The sequence below is a fragment of the Isoptericola sp. GX10416 genome, from assembly GCF_056590155.1.
Genome location: NZ_JBWPVO010000005.1, coordinates 175,930 through 192,876, shown reverse-complemented (window position 1 = coordinate 192,876; position 16,947 = coordinate 175,930). Strand labels below are relative to the sequence as shown.

Genomic DNA, 16,947 nt, shown 5'->3' with positions numbered 1-16,947 from the left:
AGCGCCGCACGACACGCCGTGCACGGCACGGACTCAGCCGAGCACGATCACACCCGCCTGCCTGCCCGTGACCGCACCCGCGGCCGTCGCCCGCCGGTGCGAGAAGAGGTCGGGATCGGTGCGGGTGCAGCGTTCCAGCCGGCTCGCGGGCACACCCAGCGCGGCCAGCCGGGCGCGGACGCCGGCCGGCAGGTCGAGGGCGGGGGTCCCGGCCTCGGTGACGGCCCAAGCCTCCGGGACGACGGCGGTGACCTCGTCGCGCAGGTCCTCGGGCACCTCGTAGCACGGCCCGCACACGGCCGGTCCGACGGCGGCCCGCAGGTCGTCGAGGCGCGCCCCGCGAGCGACCATGGCCTCGACCGCACGGTCGACCACGCCGGCCACGAGCCCTCGACGACCGGCGTGCGCGACGCCGACGACACGTGCCACGGGGTCCGCGAGGAGCACCGGGACGCAGTCCGCCACCAGCACGCCGAGACCCAGCCCGTCCTCGGCGGTGACGAGCCCGTCGGCCTCCCCCGCGCTCAGCGGCGGCGTCGACGACTCCCACTCGGTGCGCTCCGCACTCCCGAGCGTCAGCACCGTGGGCCCGTGCACCTGGTTCGCGAACGCGACGGGCGCCCCGATCCAGTCGGCCACCTGCGCGCGGTTGCGCCGCACCCGGGCCTCCTCGTCCCCGGTCGTCGTGCCGAGGTCGAGCGAGGACCACGGAGCGGGCGACACGCCCCCGTGCCGCGTGGTGAAGCCGGCCACGACGCCCGGACCGAGGTCCACGCGCAGCAGCCCGGCTCCGAGGTCCGCGGGCAAGAGCGCCTCCTGGGCCCAGGTGGCCGACGACGTCACTTGAGGAAGTCGGGCACGTCGAGCTCCGGCTCGGGCCGGGGCCTCTCGGCCACCCGGGGCACCTCGACCGGCCGTTCCACCGTCACGCCCTCGCCGGCGCCGTCCTCGACCACGGTGAAGGTAGGACGCGGCTGCCCGGAGCCCACCGGCTGCAGGCTCGCGGGGACGTCGTCGGGGTCGGCCGGGATCGGCCGGGGCCGGGCGTGGGCCGGTTCGGCGGCGGGCACCGGCGCGGTCGCGGGCGAGCCGCCGTGGGGCGACGCCGCCGGGGCGGTACGGGCGCTGTCCCCGGCTGACGACGAGCTCGCACCGGCGACCTGGCCCAGGGCGCGGGAGTCCTCGCGCGACTTCGGCAGCCCGCCGTCGAACCCGGCCGCGATGACCGTGACCCGCACCTCGTCGCCGAGGGCGTCGTCGATCACCGTGCCGAAGATGATGTTCGCCTCCGGGTGCGCCGCCTCCTGCACGAGGCGCGCCGCCTCGTGCACCTCGAACAGCCCGAGGTCGCTGCCGCCCTGGATGGACAGCAGCACCCCGTGGGCGCCGTCGATGGAGGCCTCGAGCAGCGGCGAGGAGATCGCCAGCTCGGCCGCCTGCACCGCGCGGTCCTCGCCGCGCGCCGACCCGATGCCCATGAGGGCGGAGCCCGCTCCCTGCATCACCGACTTGACGTCGGCGAAGTCGAGGTTGATCAGGCCCGGCGTCGTGATGAGGTCGGTGATCCCCTGCACGCCGGAGTGCAGCACCTGGTCCGCCGAGTGGAACGCGGCGATCGCCGAGACGCTCTTGTCCGACATGGACAGCAGGCGGTCGTTGGGGATCACGATGAGGGTGTCGACCTCCTCGCGGAGCGCCTCGATCCCCTGCTCCGCCTGGACGGACCGGCGCCGTCCCTCGAAGGTGAACGGCCGCGTCACGACGCCGACCGTCAGCGCGCCCAGCGAGCGCGCGATCCGGGCCACGACGGGCGCGCCGCCGGTACCGGTGCCGCCGCCCTCGCCGGCCGTGACGAAGACCATGTCGGCCCCGCGCAGGACGTCCTCGATCTCCTCCTCGTGGTCCTCGGCGGCCTTGCGCCCGACCTCCGGGTCGGCGCCGGCGCCCAGGCCGCGGGTGAGCTCGCGCCCGACGTCGAGCTTGACGTCGGCGTCCGACATCAGCAGCGCCTGAGCGTCCGTGTTGATGGCGATGAACTCGACGCCCTTGAGGCCGACCTCGATCATGCGGTTCACGGCGTTCACGCCGCCACCGCCGATGCCGACCACCTTGATCACTGCCAGGTAGTTCTGCGGAGTTGCCACGTCGTTGCCTCTCGGGTCGTTCCGGGTCCTGACCCCACCGTCGTCGTCCAACCTTCAGGTTGTAGTTGAAGGTGAGAGTTATGTCAGGTTGCTGCTGTGACGACGGTAGGTCGCCCGGACCGGCGCCCGCCGGACGTGGCCCGGCGTGTCGCGACCGCTCAGCCTCACCGGGTCACCGGGAGCTCCGGCGACGACACGTCGATCACCCCGGCGTCCTTCGCGACCTCGCGCAGGGTCTGGACGACCTCCACCTTCAGCGGGAGGCTGCCGGCCCCGCCCCAGCGCACGCTCACGCCGTCACGCAGGACGGTCTCCACGTCGTCCTGCGTCTGTGCGCTGACCTGCTCGACCTCACGGGCCAGGTGCGTCGGCAGAGCGGCGACGACGGCCAGCGCCGCCTGCAGGCTGCCCACCGACTCGTCGTCGAGCGGGACCGAGACCACGGGCAGCCTCCGGGGAGCCTTCTGGCGCGACCCCACGTGCACACCCTCCGCGTCGACCAGCACGTAGCGGCCACCGTCGGGCACCGCCGCCACGGGCTCGCGCGAGGTGAGCACCACGTCCATCCCCTGCGGCCACGAGCGTTCGACGCTCACGTCCTTGACACCGCGCAAGCCGAGGATCTCACGGCGCATCGCACCGCTGTCGATCCGCAGCAGCGGCGTCCCGGCCGAGGCCTCGACCACCTCGCGGACCGCGTCCGCGTCGACCGTGGTCCCCTCGCCGGACACGCTCACCTCGCTGCGCTCGAGTGCCAGCAGGTCGGACCAACCAGCCACCCACCCCGCACCACCGAGCAGGGCGAGCACGAGCACGAGCGCGACCACCACGCGCCACGAGCGGTGACGTCGCATCGCCGAGCGCTCGGCGAGCCGGTCGGCCATCGCCGAGGAGACCCGGCCGGGCGCACCCGCCCCTGCATCGCTCGGGCTCGCCGCGCTGCCGGCGCTCGCCGCGCTGCCCGTCGAACGCTCCAGGGACCGGCCCGGCGAGCGGGCCGACCCGGGCCGGCCCGACGGCTGCGAGGTCGCCGACCCCTTGCCCTTCTCCGGCCTCGGGCGCGCCGGGCTCCCCGCCGAGCCGGCGCCCGCCGCCGGGCGCGACGGACGCTGGGACGTGCGAGGACGTGGTGGCGGGCGCATCACCCCATGGTCGCGCCGTCGGGCCTCCCGCCGGGACCCGCCACGCCGGGCCGGGCGCGGAGCCGGGCCAGGATCACATCGGCGAGCTCGGTGACGTCACCTGCTCCGACCGTGATCAGGAGGTCGCCGGGACGCGCCAGGTCGGCGACGGCGTCCGCCGCCGCGAACCGGTCCTCGACCGGCTGCAGGGACCCGCCCGAGAGCGTGCCGTCGGACAGGTCGGTGATCGTGCGCGCCGTGACGGTCGGGTCGACGTCCTCCCGGGCGCGGTAGACACCCGTCACGACGACCTCGTCCGCCAGCTCCAACGCCGACGCGAAGCGGTCCGCGAAGGCCCGGGTCCGCGAGTACAGGTGCGGCTGGAAGAGCACGAGCACCCGGCCCTCCCCCGCCGCGGGTCGCGCGGCACGCAGCAGCGCCTCGACCTCGGTGGGGTGGTGGTCGTAGCTGTCGAAGACGCGGACGCCGTCCGCCGCACCCTTGGGCTCGAAGCGCCGCCCCGTGCCGACGAACTCCGCCGCACCGCGCACGGCCTCGGCGGGGGCGACCCCGAGGAGCACGGCGGTGACGACGGCGGCGGTGGCGTTGAGGACGTTGTGCGCGCCCGGCACCGCCAGGTCCAGCACGTGCTCACCGGGGCCGAGCAGCCCTCCGCCCACGGTCGCGCGCACCGTCCCGGCACCGACCACGACGTCCCGCACGACGACGTCGGCCCCTGCAGCGGTGCCGTACGTCACGACACGACCGCCGGCCTCCCGGTGCGCGGCCGCGAGCCGCGCCGAGCCGGGGTCGTCGGCACAGGCCACCAGCCACCCGTCCGGCGTGATCCGCGCGGCGAAGTCGACGAACGCCTGCTCGAACGCCTCCTGCGAGCCGTAGTGGTCGAGGTGGTCGGCCTCCACGTTCGTCACGACCGCCACCGTCGGCGCGTAGTTGAGGAACGAGCCGTCCGACTCGTCGGCCTCCGCGACGACCAGGTCCGACGCCCCGGCATGGCCGCCGGGGACGGCCTGCTCGCCGCCGCCGTCGTCGCGGACGCGCACCGTCCCGCCGATCGCGAACGACGGGTCCAGCCCGCCGGCGCGCAGGACGGTCGCGACCATCGCGGACGTCGTGGTCTTCCCGTGCGCCCCGGCGACCGCGACCCCCCGCCGACCGGCCATCAAGGAGGCGAGGGCCTCCGAGCGGTGCAGCACCCGCACGCCGGCCGCTCGTGCCGCCGTCAGCTCCGGGTTGTCCGGGCGGACCGCGGAGGACACCACGACGGTGTCGACCCGCGCCGCCCCCGTCGCGTCGACCACGTGGCCGGCGTCATGGCCCACCCACACCCGCACCCCGTCGGACTCGAGCGCGTCGAGCGCGGGGCTCCGGACGGCGTCGGAACCCTGCACGTCGAGACCGCGAGCCGCGAGGAGCCGCGCCACCACGGAGACGCCGGCTCCGCCCACGCCGATCAGGTGCACGCGGCCGAGCTCCGTCACGGGCACCGGGGCGCTGCCCGACCCCGGGCCACTCATCGCGCGCCGCCCGCCGCGGCGTCGGCCACCAGGTCCGCCATCCGGGCAGCGGCGTCACGCACTCCGACGGAGCCCGCGGCCGCCGACATCGCCGCGAGGCGCTCCCGGTCCCCGACGAGCGGAGGCACGTGCGCGGCGACCCAGGCGGCGTCAAGCTCGGCGTCGTCGACCAGCAGCCCGCCGCCGGCACCCACGACCCCGGAGGCGTTGAGCCGCTGCTCGCCGTTGCCGATCGGCAGCGGGACGTACACGGCGGGCAGCCCCAGGGCCGTCAGCTCGCAGACCGTCCCCGCCCCGGACCGTGCCACCACGAGATCGCAGGCCGCGAGCGCCTGGTGCATCTCGGACAGGTACTCGCGCACCTGGTAGCGCGCCGCGTCATGCCCGCCGGCGGAGACCGCCTCGTCGACCGCGGCACGCACGGGCGTGGACTTGTCCCGGCCGGTCAGGTGCAGCACCTGCAGACCGGCGCCGAGCAGCGCGTCCGCCGCGCCCGCGACGGCCTCGTTGACGCGCAGGGCACCCGACGAACCGCCGGTGACCAGGAGCGTGGGCAGCGTCGGGTCGAGGCCGAGCGCCTCGGCCGCACGCCGGCGCGCGGCGGCGGCGTCGCGCTCGCGCTCGTCGACCAGCGCGGCGATCTCCGCCCGCAGCGGGAGCCCGACGCAGGTCGCGCCCGGCAGCGCGGTCTCGGCGAACGTGGTCCCCACGGCCGCGGCCCAGCGGGCACCGAGACGGTTCGCCAGGCCCGGTCGCGCGTTCTGCTCGTGGATGACCACGGGGACGCCGCGGCGGCGGGCCGCGAGGTAGGCGGGCGTCGAGACGTACCCGCCGAAGCCGACGACGGCGCGGGCACCGATCTCGTCGATCGCCGCCTCGGCGGCCTTCACGGCCGACCCGAGCCGGCCGGGCAGGCGCAGGAGGTCGACGCTGGGACGGCGCGGGAGCGGGACGCGCGGGATCTCGCGCAGCTCGTAGCCGCGGGCGGGGACCAGGTCGGCCTCGAGACCGGCGGCGGTGCCCAGCACGAGGAACGACGCCTCGGGCTCCCGTGCGCGCAGCTCGTCCGCGACGGCCAGGAGGGGGTTGACGTGGCCGGCGGTCCCGCCGCCGGCCAGCACGACGGATCGTACGGAGGAGGAGTTCACACGCCGGACCCTACCGGCCCGCGCGGCGCCCCCGGCCGAGCACCGTCAGCGATCGCCGCACCACTCCGCCACGGGCGGCGAAGGCCTCGGGCGCGCCGGGCTCGGACCGCGCAAAGCTGATCACCATCCCGAGCGCGACCATGGTCGCCACCAGGGCCGACCCGCCCGCCGAGACGAGCGGCAGGGGCACGCCGATGACGGGGAACACCCCCACGACGACGCCGATGTTGAGGAACGCCTGCCCCACGACCCAGCAGGCGACAGCCGCCGTGGTGATCTTCACGAACGGGTCGGGGTGCCGGCGGACCACCCGGGCCATCGCCACCCCGAGCACGGCGAACAGCGCGAGCACCAGGAGGGTGCCCAGCAGCCCGAGCTCCTCGCCGATGACCGCGTAGATGAAGTCGTTGTGCGCCTCCGGCAGGTACCGCCACTTCTCCCGGCTCGCCCCGAGCCCGACGCCGAAGAGCCCGCCGGTGCCGAGGCCCCACAGGCCGTGCAGCGACTGGTAGCACTCACCCTGCGGGTCGGTGCAGCCGCCGTAGGTCGTCATGATGCGCCCGATGCGGTTCGTGTTGCCGACGACGAAGAACGCGACGACGACGAAGGTCGCGACGGCACCGCCGAGGACCAGCATCTTCGACGGCGCCCCGGCGACCCACAGCGCCCCTGCCACCAGCCCGGCCATCACGAGCATGGTGCCCAGGTCGTGGCCGGCCAGCACCAGGCCGAGCAGGACGAGGGCACCCGGGACCGCCGGGAGGAACGCGTGCCCCCACGAGCCCAGCAGGTGCTGCTTGCGGCCGAGCACGGCACCGAGCCACAGCGCCAGCGCCAGCTTGCTCACCTCGGCGGGCTGCACGACGATCCCGCCCAGGCGCACCCAGCCGACGTTGCCGCCCGCCCCGAGACCGAGCGCCGGGACCAGCGTGAGGGACTGGAGAGCGATCGCCGCGACGAGGGCGGGCCAGGCGAGACGTTTGTACCAGCGCAGCGGCAGGCGCATCGCCAGGATCATGAACGGGATGCCGATCAGCGCGAAGCGCGCCTGGTCCAGGCCGGCCGTGTACGGCGAGTCGCCCGCGGCGATCGACGTGACGGTGGTGCTCGACAGCACCATGATCAGCCCGATCACCAGCAGGAGCCCGGTGGCGCCCACGAGCAGGTAGTAGCTGGTGGCGGCGGAGTTCCACTGCCCGAGCCACGGCCTTTCCGTGCCTCGCCGCACCCCCTGGGTGACCGCCATCGTGCTCCCTACGCCAGGTCCTGCACCGCCGCGGCGAACGCGTCACCCCGTTCGGCGTAGGACGAGAACTGGTCCATGGACGCCCCCGCCGGGGCGAGCAGCACGGTGTCGCCGGGGACGGCGACCTCCCGCGCGGCTCCCACCGCCCGGTACATCACGGTGCCAGTGTCGCCGGGATCGACCACGACGACGGGGATCTCGGGTGCGTGTCGGGCCAGCGCGTCGGTCCACGGCGCCGGGTCCGTGCCGATGACGACGGCGGCACGCAGCCGGTCCGCGCGGCTCGCGACCAGGTCGTCGAAGGACGCGCCCTTGGCGAGCCCGCCGGCGATCCACACGGCGGTGCCGGGCGGGCAGGCCGCCAGCGCGGCCGCGGCCGCGTGCGCGTTGGTGGCCTTCGAGTCGTCGACGTAGGCCACGCCGTCGAGGTGGCGGACGACGGCGGCACGGTGGGCGTCCGGGCGGAAGGCTCGCAGGCCGTCACGCACGGCACGCGCCTCGACACCGTGCGCCCGGGCGAGCGCCGCGGCGGCCAGGGCGTCGGCGACGACGTGCGGCGGCGCGCCGTCGGGCCCGAGGTGCGCCAGGTCGTCGAGGGTCCCCAGCTCCGCGGCGGTGCGCAACCGGTCCCGGGCGTCGGCCGGTGCGTGGAAGGCGCGGTCCACGAGGACCCCCTCGACGACGCCGACCTGTCCCGGTCCGGGCGCACCGAGGGTGAACCCGACCGCGAGCGCTCCCTCCGCGACGTCCGCGTCGCGCACCAGCTGCTCGGTGCGCGGGTCCGCCACGTTGTACACGCACGCCACCCGCGCCCCGCGGTAGACCCGGCCCTTGGCGGCGGTGTACGCCTCCGGCGAGCCGTGCCAGTCGAGGTGGTCGGCCGCCACGTTGAGCACGGCGCCGGCCTCGACCTCCATCGAGACCGTGTGGTGCAGCTGGAAGCTGGAGAGCTCCACGGCGAGCACGTCGAGGTCGGTGTCCTGCGCCGCGGCCAGCACGGGGGTGCCCACGTTGCCCACCGCGGCGGTCCGCAGGCCCGCCGCGGTGAGGATGGACGCCAGCATCCGCACGGTGGTGGTCTTGCCGTTGGTGCCCGTCACCGCGAGCCACGGGGCGCCGGCGCGCAGCCGCCACGCCAGCTCCACCTCGCTCCACACCGGCACGCCGGCCGTCCGCGCCGCAGTCAGCAGCGCTGCCGACGGGGGCCAGCCCGGCGACGCCACCACGAGGTCGGCCGCCGCCACGAGCCGCTCGGCGACCGCGGCGTCCGTCGCGCCGGCACCCACGACGTCGGCGTCCTGGGCGCGGGCGTCCACCCTGACCACGGACGCCGCGCGCCCGGAAAGCGCGGCGACCACGGCACGCCCGGTCACCCCGAGCCCGGCCACCAGCACGCGCGCTCCGTCCACCGGCCCGGACGATCCGGTCAACTGACGACCCACTCGGCGTAGAAGACGCCCATCCCCAGCGCGGCGAAGAACCCGGCGATGAGCCAGAAGCGGATGACGATCGTCACCTCGCCCCACCCGGACAGCTCGAAGTGGTGATGCAGCGGCGCCATCTTGAAGACCCGCTTGCCGGTGAGCTTGAACGACCCGATCTGGATGATGTCGCTCATCACGATGATGACGAACAGGCCGCCGATGATCGCCGCGAGGATCTCGGTACGGCTGAGGATCGACAGCCCGGCGAGCGCGCCACCCAGGGCCAGCGAGCCGGTGTCGCCCATGAAGATCTTGGCCGGGCTCGCGTTCCACCACAGGAAGCCCACGCAGGCGCCCATGATCGCGGCCGCGACGATCGCGAGGTCCTGCGGGTCGCGGACCTCGTAGCAGCCCGGTCCGGCCGCAGCGACCCGCTGGCACGACTGGTTGAGCTGCCAGATCCCGACGAGCACGTACGCACCGAACACGATGAGCGAGGACCCGGTGGCCAGCCCGTCGAGACCGTCGGTGAGGTTCACCGCGTTCGACCAGGCCGTGATGAGGAAGTTCGCCCAGATCACGAACAGGAGCAGGCCCACGGTCGCACCGGCGAAGGCGAGGTCCAGGTTGGTGTCGCGCAGGAACGAGATCCGCGTCGAGGCGGGCGTCCGGGAGTTCGCGTTGGGGAACTCCAGGGCCAGCACCGCGAAGGAGATGCCGACGAACCCCTGGCCGATGATCTTGGCCCGCGCCGTCAGACCGAGCGACCGCTGCTTGCGGATCTTGGTGAAGTCGTCCAGGAACCCGACCAGCCCCAGGCCGGTCATGAGGTACAGCGCCAGCAGCGCCGAGGCGCTCGGTGGCCGACCGGCGAAGATCATCGACGCCGCCACCCCCAGGAGCGTGGCCCCGATGATGACCACGCCGCCCATGGTGGGCGTGCCGCGCTTGGTGAAGTGCGCCGTCGGGCCGTCCTGGCGGACGAACTGGCCGTAGTTGCGACGCACCAGGAACTTGATGAACAGGGGCGTGCCGAGGAGCGCGACCAGCAACGAGACGCCGGCGGCTGCGAGGACCGCGATCACGCGTCTGCCTCCACGAGCTGGTCGGCGAGCCGCCACAGGCCGGAGCCCTGCGACGCCTTGACGAGGACGACGTCGCCCTCGGTCAGCTCGGCGGAGAGCACCTCCCGCGCGGCCTCCAGATCAGGCACGAACACCGACTCCTCTCCCCAGGAGCCCTCCTGCTGGGCCCCCTCGTGGACGTGGTACGCCCCCTCGCCGACGACGACGAGGCGCTTGACGTTGAGCCGGACGGCGAGCCGCCCGATGGCGTCGTGCTCGACGCGCGCGGCGTCGCCGAGCTCGAGCATCTCACCGACGACGGCGACCGACCGGCGGGTGCGCCCCGCCATCACGGCCAGCGTACGCAACGCCGCCCGCATCGAGTCCGGGTTCGCGTTGTAGGAGTCGTCGACGATCGTCACCCCGTCCGACCGCTCGACGACGGCCATGCGGTGCGGGCTCAACGGCCCGGCCTCCGACAGCCGCGAGGCGACCGCGTCGAGGGGCACACCGAGCTCGAGAGCCGCCGCCGCAGCGGCGAGCGCGTTGGTCACGTGGTGAGCGCCGACGAGCCGCAGCGTCACCGGGGCGGAGCCGTCGGCGGTGGTCAGCGTGAACCGTGCCCGTCCGCCGTCGACCACGACGTCGCGCGCGCGGACGCTCGACGCCGGGATCGTGCCGAAGGTGACCACGGCGGTGGTCGGGGCGGCCCGGGCGGCCATCGCGGCGACCCGCGAGTCGTCCACGTTGAGGACCGTCGTCCCGCCCGGGCGGACACCCTCGACCATCTCGCCCTTGGTGCGTGCGATCGTCTCGACGTCGCCGAACCGGCCCAGGTGTGCCGTGCCGACCGCGAGGACGATCCCGACGTCCGGCGGGGCCAGTCGGGTCAGTGCGGTGATGTCGCCCGGCGCGTCGGCGCCCATCTCCAGCACCAGCACCCGGGTGGCGGTGGTGACCCGCAGCACGGTCAGGGGCAGCCCGATCTCGTTGTTGAAGGAACCGGCGGGCACCACGATCGCCTCCGGACCCACGTCCGGCCCGAGGAGCTGGCCGAGCAGGTCCTTCGTGGTCGTCTTGCCGACCGAACCCGTCACGGCCACCACGCGGACCTCCGCCGCCGCGCGCACCCGCTCCAGCACCACGCGGGCGAGCTCGCCGAGCGCGACCTGGACGTCCCCCACGACGACGCACGGGACGCCGTCGACCGGTCGGGTCGCCAGCACGAGCGCGGCACCGGCCGCGACGGCTGCCGCCGCGAAGTCGTGGCCGTCGACGTTCTGCCCCGGCACCGCGACGAAGAGCGACCCCGCCTCGACCAGCCGCGAGTCGACGACGACGGGCCCGGTCACGGCCACGCCGGCCTCGGCGAGCAGCGTCCCGGACGTAGCGTCGGCCACCTCGGCGGCAGTGAGCTCGATCATGCGGAAGGGGTCCTCTCTGCACGGGCACGCAGGGCGCTGCGGGCCTCGACACGGTCGTCCAGGGCGACGTCGACGCCCCGGACCTCCTGGATGGTCTCGTGGCCGCGCCCGGCGACCAGCACGGTGTCGTCCGGACCTGCCTCCAGCACGGCTCGCCGGATGGCCTCGTCGCGGGGGGCGACCTCCTGCACGACGACGTCGCGCCCCGTCGCACGGGCGCTCGCCCGGGCGGCCTCGGCCCCGGGGAGCACCTCGGAGCGGATCTTCGCGGCGTCCTCGTCGTGCGGGTCGTCGTCCGTCAGCACGACGACGTCGGCGCCCGCCACGGCTGCGGCTCCCATCGCGGGCCGCTTGCCCGGGTCGCGGTCGCCCGTGGCCCCGAAGACCACGACGAGGCGGCCCGCCGTCGTCGGCCGCAGCGCCGCCAGCGCGAGCTCGAGCGCGTCGGTGTTGTGCGCGAAGTCCACGACCACGCGCGGGTGCCCCGCACCACCGGCGCCGACCACCTCCATGCGGCCGGGCACCCGGGCGGACAGGCCCTGCGCCGTGTCGAGTGCGGTCGCGACGTCCTCCAGCGCGGCACCGGAGGCCAGCACCATGACGACGGCGAGCGCCGCGTTCGCCACGTTGAAGCCGCCCGGGAGCGACGTGGAGGTCCGCAGCGAGCGGCCGTCGGTGTGCGTCAGCGTGAAGGCCGACCCCGTGCCGTGCGGGGCGACGTCGCAGACCGTCCAGTCCGCCGCGGGGGCGCCGCCCTCGGCCGGGAGGGTGCGCACCGTCTCGACCGGGACGCCGGCCGACGCGGCCATCCGTTCGCCCCAGGCGTCGTCCACGACGACGACGCCGCGCCGCGACCGTGCCGGGGTGAACAGCTCGGCCTTGGCCGCGAAGTAGGTCGGCAGGTCGCCGTGGAAGTCCAGGTGGTCCTGGCTCAAGTTGGTGAAGCCGGCCACGTCGTAGACGATGCCGTCCACCCGGCGCATCGTCACGGCGTGCGACGAGACCTCCATCGTCAGGGCGTCGACGCCGATCTCGCGCATCCGGGCCAGCAGCGCCTGGAGATCGGCGGCCTCCGGGGTCGTCAACCTGCTCGGCAGCACCTGGTCGCCGGCGCGGGTCTCGACCGTGCCGACCAGCCCGCCACGGTGCCCGAGGGCGCGCAGCAGGTGGTCCACCTGGTACGTCGTCGTCGTCTTGCCGTTGGTCCCCGTCACCGCGAACGTCGTCAGGTCCTGGGCCGGCGCGCCGTGCACCCAGGCCGCGACGGGCCCCAGGACGGCGCGCACGTCGGCGGCGACCAGCACGGGGACGTCCAGACCGGCCAGCAGACCGGCCCCGGCGGCATCGGTCAGGACGGCCGGCGCACCCCGACCCACGGCGTCCGCGGCGAACGCCGCACCGTGGCTGCGTGCACCGGGCAGGGCGACGAACAGGTCTCCCGGGACCACGGCCCGGTTGTCGCTGGCGACGGCCGTCACGACGGTGTCGGCGGGTGGTCCGGAGGACGCGGCGGTCAGCCCGAAGGCCGCGGCGAGGTCGGCCAGCCGACGCGGGACAGGATCCGTGGGACGGATGCGATCGGTCGGGGATGTCACGGGGTAGAACCTACCTGCTGCTGACAGGTCACCAGGTCAGCGGGAACTGGTCGACGGGACGCGTCGAGGGCGGCACGCCCTCCTTGCGCAACGTGTAGCCCATCAGCTCGGAGAACACCGGCGCAGCGACCACCCCGCCGTAGATCGACGACCGAGGGCTCTTGAGGAAGACGGACACCGTGTAGCGCGGGTCGTCCGCCGGCGCGACGCCGATGTACGACGCCACGTAGGTGGTGCCGCCGCCCTCGAACATCTGGGAGGTGCCGGTCTTGCCGGCCACCCGGTAACCAGGCACCTGCGCGGCCGATCCGGTCCCTTCCTCGCTGGTCGCGGCCTCCATCATGGTCAGCACGTCGTCGGCCGTCCGCTCCGAGACGACCCGCTCACCCTCGCCCGGTTCCGCGTCGGTACGGACGCCGTCGGGCGTCTGCGTGCCCGCCAGGACGGTGGCAGGCATGCGGACGCCGTCGTTGGCGATCGTCGAGAAGACCTGCGTGGCCTGCATCGCGCTCACCGCCACGCCCTGCCCGAAGAGCACCGTGTACGGCGTGCGGTTCTCGATCTCGTCGATGTTCTCGTCCGGCAGCAGCCCGGCGCTCTCGCCGGGCAGCCCCAGGGCCGTCCGCTCGCCCAGGCCGAACTTGCGCAGGTAGTCGTACCGCACGGCCCACGGGATCTCCTGGCCCATCATCACCGTGCCGGTGTTGGAGGACTGCGCCAGGATCCCTGCCAGCGTCCACCGCTCGACCGGGTGCGGGTGCGAGTCGCTGAAGGTCTCGCCGTCGACGGTGTAGGTGTCCGGCACCTCGAACTGGTCGGTGGGCTCCCAGTAGTCGCCCTCGAGCGCCGCGGCCATCGCGATCACCTTGCCGGTCGAACCTGGCTCGAAGACCACGTTCACGGCGCGGGAGCCGTCGGCGACGGCGTCGGTCGTGCGGTCGTTCGGGTCGACGTCGCCCGAGTCGGCCATCGCGACGACCTCGCCCGTGCGCAGGTCGTGGACGATCGCCATGGCGTACGCCGCGCCGGTGTCGCGGACGGCGTCGTCGAGGAGCTCCTCCGCCTTCCACTGCACGTCCGCGTCGATCGTCAGGCACACGTCCTGGCCGGGCACCGCCACCACGGACTCGATCTCCGAGGCGGGGATCGGCACACCGTCGCGCCCCCGCTCGTACGTGCGCGTGCCGTCGGTCCCGGCCAGCACGTCGTCCAACGCCGCCTCGACCCCGCCCTGGCCGTCCATCTCGGAGTTCACGTACCCCAGGATCGGCCCGGCGACCGCGCCCGACGGGTAGGTCCGCTTCGAGCTCAGCTCGGTGCGGATATACGCCCGCAGGTCCAGCTCGGTGACGGCGCGCTGCACCTCGGGCACGACGCCCTCCTTGAGCTTCACGTACCGGTCCTCGCCGTTGAGCCTGGCGGCGAGCGTCTCCTCCGTCTCGCCCAGCACGGGCCCCAGGAGCTGGGCGATGCCCAGGGCGCCGTCCTGGACCGGGTCTCCCTCGGCGTCGTGCCGGGAGTTGCCCCGGAAGTTCTGGATCGACTCCTGGTCCGCGATGATCGAGTACCGGTCGACCGACGTGGCCAGGACCGTGCCGTCCCGGTCGAGGATGTCCCCGCGGTGCGCCGGCGTCACCTGCGTGGCGAGCCGGTCCTGCTGGGCGTCGGAGGCGAGCGCCGCCCCCTGCACCACCTGGACCTGCACGAGCCTGCCGACGAACACCGTCAGGACGATCGCGGCGAGGACGATGAGCCACCGCTGCCGGCGTGCGGGGTCCCCCGGCTCGCGCCGGCGAGGGGTCCGCCCCTTCGCCGGTGGCGACGGTGGTGGCCGCCGTCGGCTCGTGGCGGCCTTCCGGCCGGCCGCACCGGCGCTCCGCGTCGCGCGGCTCCGGCCGGCGGGTTGTCTCGTCACCCCTCGATCTTGCGTCCGGGTCGGGCCGGATCGTCGGGGCCGCGCCGGGCGTGTCGCGCTCACGGTCCCTCCGGGGCCCCCGCGAGGATCTCGCCCTCGAGCACGGAGAGCATCGTCATGTCCTCGGCCGGGACCATGCCCAGCCGATTGGCCTGCTGGGGCAGCGACGACTCGGCCTCCCGCAGCTCCGCCTGGACCTCCTGGACGTCCTGGGCCACGAGACCGACCTCACGCTGCAGGCGCGACATCTCGTAGGATCCGCGCGCCATCGAGGTGTTGAGCAGCAGGGCGGAGAGCAGTGCCCCGACCAGCACGACGGCGCACAGGACCATGAACGGCAGCCCCGACGCCGCCTGCAGCGGCGCCCGGACGGCGTCGAGCCGGCGCCCGGCCCCGCCCTCGACGGCGGTGAGCGGTGCCCGGCGCGGCGTCGGCTCGCCGCGGCGTTCCGGGAACGTGGCGGGTGCTCGCAGGGCGCTCATCGCGGCTCCTTCCGGGTCGGGCTGGTGATCAGGTGGTCGGGTGTGGGACGCACCCGGCGCGCGGCCCGCAGGCGGACCGACGCCGACCGTGGGTTGCGCTCGAGCTCGACGGCGTCGGCCACCTCGGCGCCCCGGGTCAGGGCCTCCAGGTAGGGCCGGTGCGTCTCCGGCTCGACGGGCAGCCCCGACGGCGCACTCGAGGTGGTGCCGCGGGCGATGGCCCGCTTGACGATCCGGTCCTCCAGCGAGTGGTACGACTCCACGACGATCCGGCCACCGACGGCGAGCGTCTCGATCGCGGCGGGCACTGCACGCTCGAGCACCTCGATCTCGCCGTTCACCTCGATGCGCAGCGCCTGGAACGTCCGCTTCGACGGGTTGCCGCCCGTCTTGCGTGCCGCCGCCGGGATGGCGGCACGCACGGCGTCGGCCAGCTCCGCCGTCCGCTCCCACGGCCGTTCCTCGCGCCGGCGGACCAGTGCCCGGGCGACGCGGGGCGCGAACCGCTCCTCGCCGTACACCCGCAGGATCCGCGCGAGGTCGCGCTCGTCGTAGGTGTTGAGCACGTCCGCCGCCGTCATCCCGCGCGACTGGTCCATCCGCATGTCCAGGGGCGCGTCCTGGGCGTAGGCGAAGCCCCGCCCGGCCTCGTCGAGCTGGAGCGACGACACCCCGAGATCCATCAGCACGCCCTGGACGAGCCCGTCGGACGTGCCGGCGTGGTCGGCCGCGACGTCGCCGACCTCGTCGTACACGGCGTGCACGGGCACGAAGCGCTCGCCGAACCGCGCCAGCCGCGCGGACGCGAGCTCGAGGGCCTGGCTGTCGCGGTCGACGCCCAGCACGCGGACCCCGGGGAGCTGCTCGAGGACGGCCTCGGTGTGCCCGCCCATCCCGAGGGTGCAGTCCACGAGCACGCTGCCCGGCTCGGCGAGCGCCGGCGCGAGCAGGTCCACGCAGCGCTGCAGCAGCACGGGCACGTGCCGGTCCTGCGCGGGCCGTGCTCCGTCGTCGTCCGTGCTCATGCTGCCCCCTCTCCGAGGTCGTGCCGGTTCGCTGCGGCCCGCCCGACCAGGTCTCCCTCCGCGTCGTTCTGGCGCCGGGGAAGTGCGCCAGACCCTCGCGGGAGGAGGCCTCGTCGTGCGGGCCGATGGTGCCTGTGCTGTTGTCCGGTGCCGTCAGAACTGCAGGTCGGGGAAGATCTCCTCGGCCACGTCGGAGTACGACGACTCCTGCTCGGCCAGGTAGGACTCCCACGCCTGCGCGTCCCAGACCTCGACACGGGTACCGGCGCCGATCACGGCGACGTCCCGGCCGAGGCCGGCGTACTCGCGCAGCGCCGCGGGTATCACCACGCGGCCCTGCTTGTCCGGCACCTCGTCGCTCGCCCCCGACAGGAACACGCGCAGGTAGTCGCGTGCCTGCCGGCTGGTGACCGGCGCCTGCCGGACCTGCTCGTACATGCGGGAGAACTCGTCCATCGGCAGCAGGAACAGACAACGCTCCTGACCTCGCGTCATGACGAGCCCTGCGGCGAGCCGGGCGCGGAACTTCGCCGGGAGGATCAACCGGCCCTTCTCGTCGAGCCGAGGGGTGTACGTGCCGAGGAGCAGCCCCGTACCCGGGAACTGGTCCCCCAGTGCTGCTGCCACGGTCCGCACCTCCCCTCGGGCTCCCGCTCCCTCCACGCTACTCCACTTTCCTCCACCAGGCGCGGTCTGACATGGGTGGAACTACCCATCCGCGGGACTTGACGAACGTCCACGCAGGTCAGCGGATCGGTGCTGCGGTGGAGCGTGGTGGAGGGCCTCGGCGTCCACCACGTGATCGACATCACGTGCAGGTC

The 16,947-nt window shown here is 74.5% G+C and carries 14 protein-coding genes; all 14 read right to left on the bottom strand.

Features of this window, described 5'->3' with window-relative positions:
* Positions 1-33: 33 nt before the first annotated feature.
* Complete coding sequence (gene pgeF / locus ACWAT2_RS10195; RefSeq protein ID WP_402375212.1) at positions 34-843, bottom strand: peptidoglycan editing factor PgeF; 810 nt, start codon at positions 841-843, stop codon at positions 34-36.
* Positions 840-2,144: a cell division protein FtsZ gene (gene ftsZ / locus ACWAT2_RS10190; RefSeq protein WP_402375214.1), complete on the bottom strand. Its 1,305-nt coding sequence runs from the start codon at positions 2,142-2,144 to the stop codon at positions 840-842. Before ftsZ ends, pgeF begins: the two co-directional genes overlap by 4 nt.
* 164 nt (positions 2,145-2,308) lie before the next feature.
* Positions 2,309-3,286, bottom strand: coding sequence for a cell division protein FtsQ/DivIB (locus tag ACWAT2_RS10185; protein WP_402375216.1), 978 nt, complete (start codon positions 3,284-3,286; stop codon positions 2,309-2,311).
* Positions 3,286-4,803, bottom strand: coding sequence for a UDP-N-acetylmuramate--L-alanine ligase (gene murC, locus ACWAT2_RS10180; RefSeq protein WP_402375218.1), 1,518 nt, complete (start codon positions 4,801-4,803; stop codon positions 3,286-3,288). Before murC ends, ACWAT2_RS10185 begins: the two co-directional genes overlap by 1 nt.
* Positions 4,800-5,951: an undecaprenyldiphospho-muramoylpentapeptide beta-N-acetylglucosaminyltransferase gene (gene murG / locus ACWAT2_RS10175; RefSeq protein ID WP_402375220.1), complete on the bottom strand. Its 1,152-nt coding sequence runs from the start codon at positions 5,949-5,951 to the stop codon at positions 4,800-4,802. Before murG ends, murC begins: the two co-directional genes overlap by 4 nt.
* Positions 5,952-5,961: 10 nt before the next feature.
* The gene (locus ACWAT2_RS10170; protein ID WP_402375222.1) at positions 5,962-7,197 is read right to left on the bottom strand and encodes an FtsW/RodA/SpoVE family cell cycle protein; all 1,236 of its coding nucleotides are present in this window, start codon (positions 7,195-7,197) and stop codon (positions 5,962-5,964) included.
* Positions 7,198-7,205: 8 nt separating this feature from the next.
* Complete coding sequence (gene murD / locus ACWAT2_RS10165; protein WP_402375224.1) at positions 7,206-8,606, bottom strand: UDP-N-acetylmuramoyl-L-alanine--D-glutamate ligase; 1,401 nt, start codon at positions 8,604-8,606, stop codon at positions 7,206-7,208.
* 17 nt (positions 8,607-8,623) lie between these two features.
* Positions 8,624-9,706, bottom strand: a complete 1,083-nt coding sequence (mraY, locus tag ACWAT2_RS10160; RefSeq protein WP_402375226.1) for a phospho-N-acetylmuramoyl-pentapeptide-transferase — start codon at positions 9,704-9,706, stop codon at positions 8,624-8,626.
* Complete coding sequence (locus tag ACWAT2_RS10155; protein ID WP_402375228.1) at positions 9,703-11,109, bottom strand: UDP-N-acetylmuramoyl-tripeptide--D-alanyl-D-alanine ligase; 1,407 nt, start codon at positions 11,107-11,109, stop codon at positions 9,703-9,705. The genes mraY and ACWAT2_RS10155 overlap by 4 nt, the downstream gene beginning before the upstream one ends.
* The gene (locus tag ACWAT2_RS10150; RefSeq protein ID WP_402375230.1) at positions 11,106-12,704 is read right to left on the bottom strand and encodes a UDP-N-acetylmuramoyl-L-alanyl-D-glutamate--2,6-diaminopimelate ligase; all 1,599 of its coding nucleotides are present in this window, start codon (positions 12,702-12,704) and stop codon (positions 11,106-11,108) included. The genes ACWAT2_RS10155 and ACWAT2_RS10150 overlap by 4 nt, the downstream gene beginning before the upstream one ends.
* A gap of 28 nt (positions 12,705-12,732) precedes the next feature.
* Positions 12,733-14,619, bottom strand: coding sequence for a peptidoglycan D,D-transpeptidase FtsI family protein (locus ACWAT2_RS10145; RefSeq protein WP_402375231.1), 1,887 nt, complete (start codon positions 14,617-14,619; stop codon positions 12,733-12,735).
* A gap of 59 nt (positions 14,620-14,678) precedes the next feature.
* Complete coding sequence (gene ftsL / locus ACWAT2_RS10140; protein WP_402375233.1) at positions 14,679-15,101, bottom strand: cell division protein FtsL; 423 nt, start codon at positions 15,099-15,101, stop codon at positions 14,679-14,681.
* Positions 15,098-16,126, bottom strand: a complete 1,029-nt coding sequence (gene rsmH, locus ACWAT2_RS10135; RefSeq protein ID WP_402375235.1) for a 16S rRNA (cytosine(1402)-N(4))-methyltransferase RsmH — start codon at positions 16,124-16,126, stop codon at positions 15,098-15,100. Before rsmH ends, ftsL begins: the two co-directional genes overlap by 4 nt.
* 153 nt (positions 16,127-16,279) lie before the next feature.
* Entirely contained in the window at positions 16,280-16,753 is a 474-nt protein-coding gene (gene mraZ, locus ACWAT2_RS10130; protein WP_402375237.1) for a division/cell wall cluster transcriptional repressor MraZ, read from the bottom strand.
* Positions 16,754-16,947: the final 194 nt, after the last annotated feature.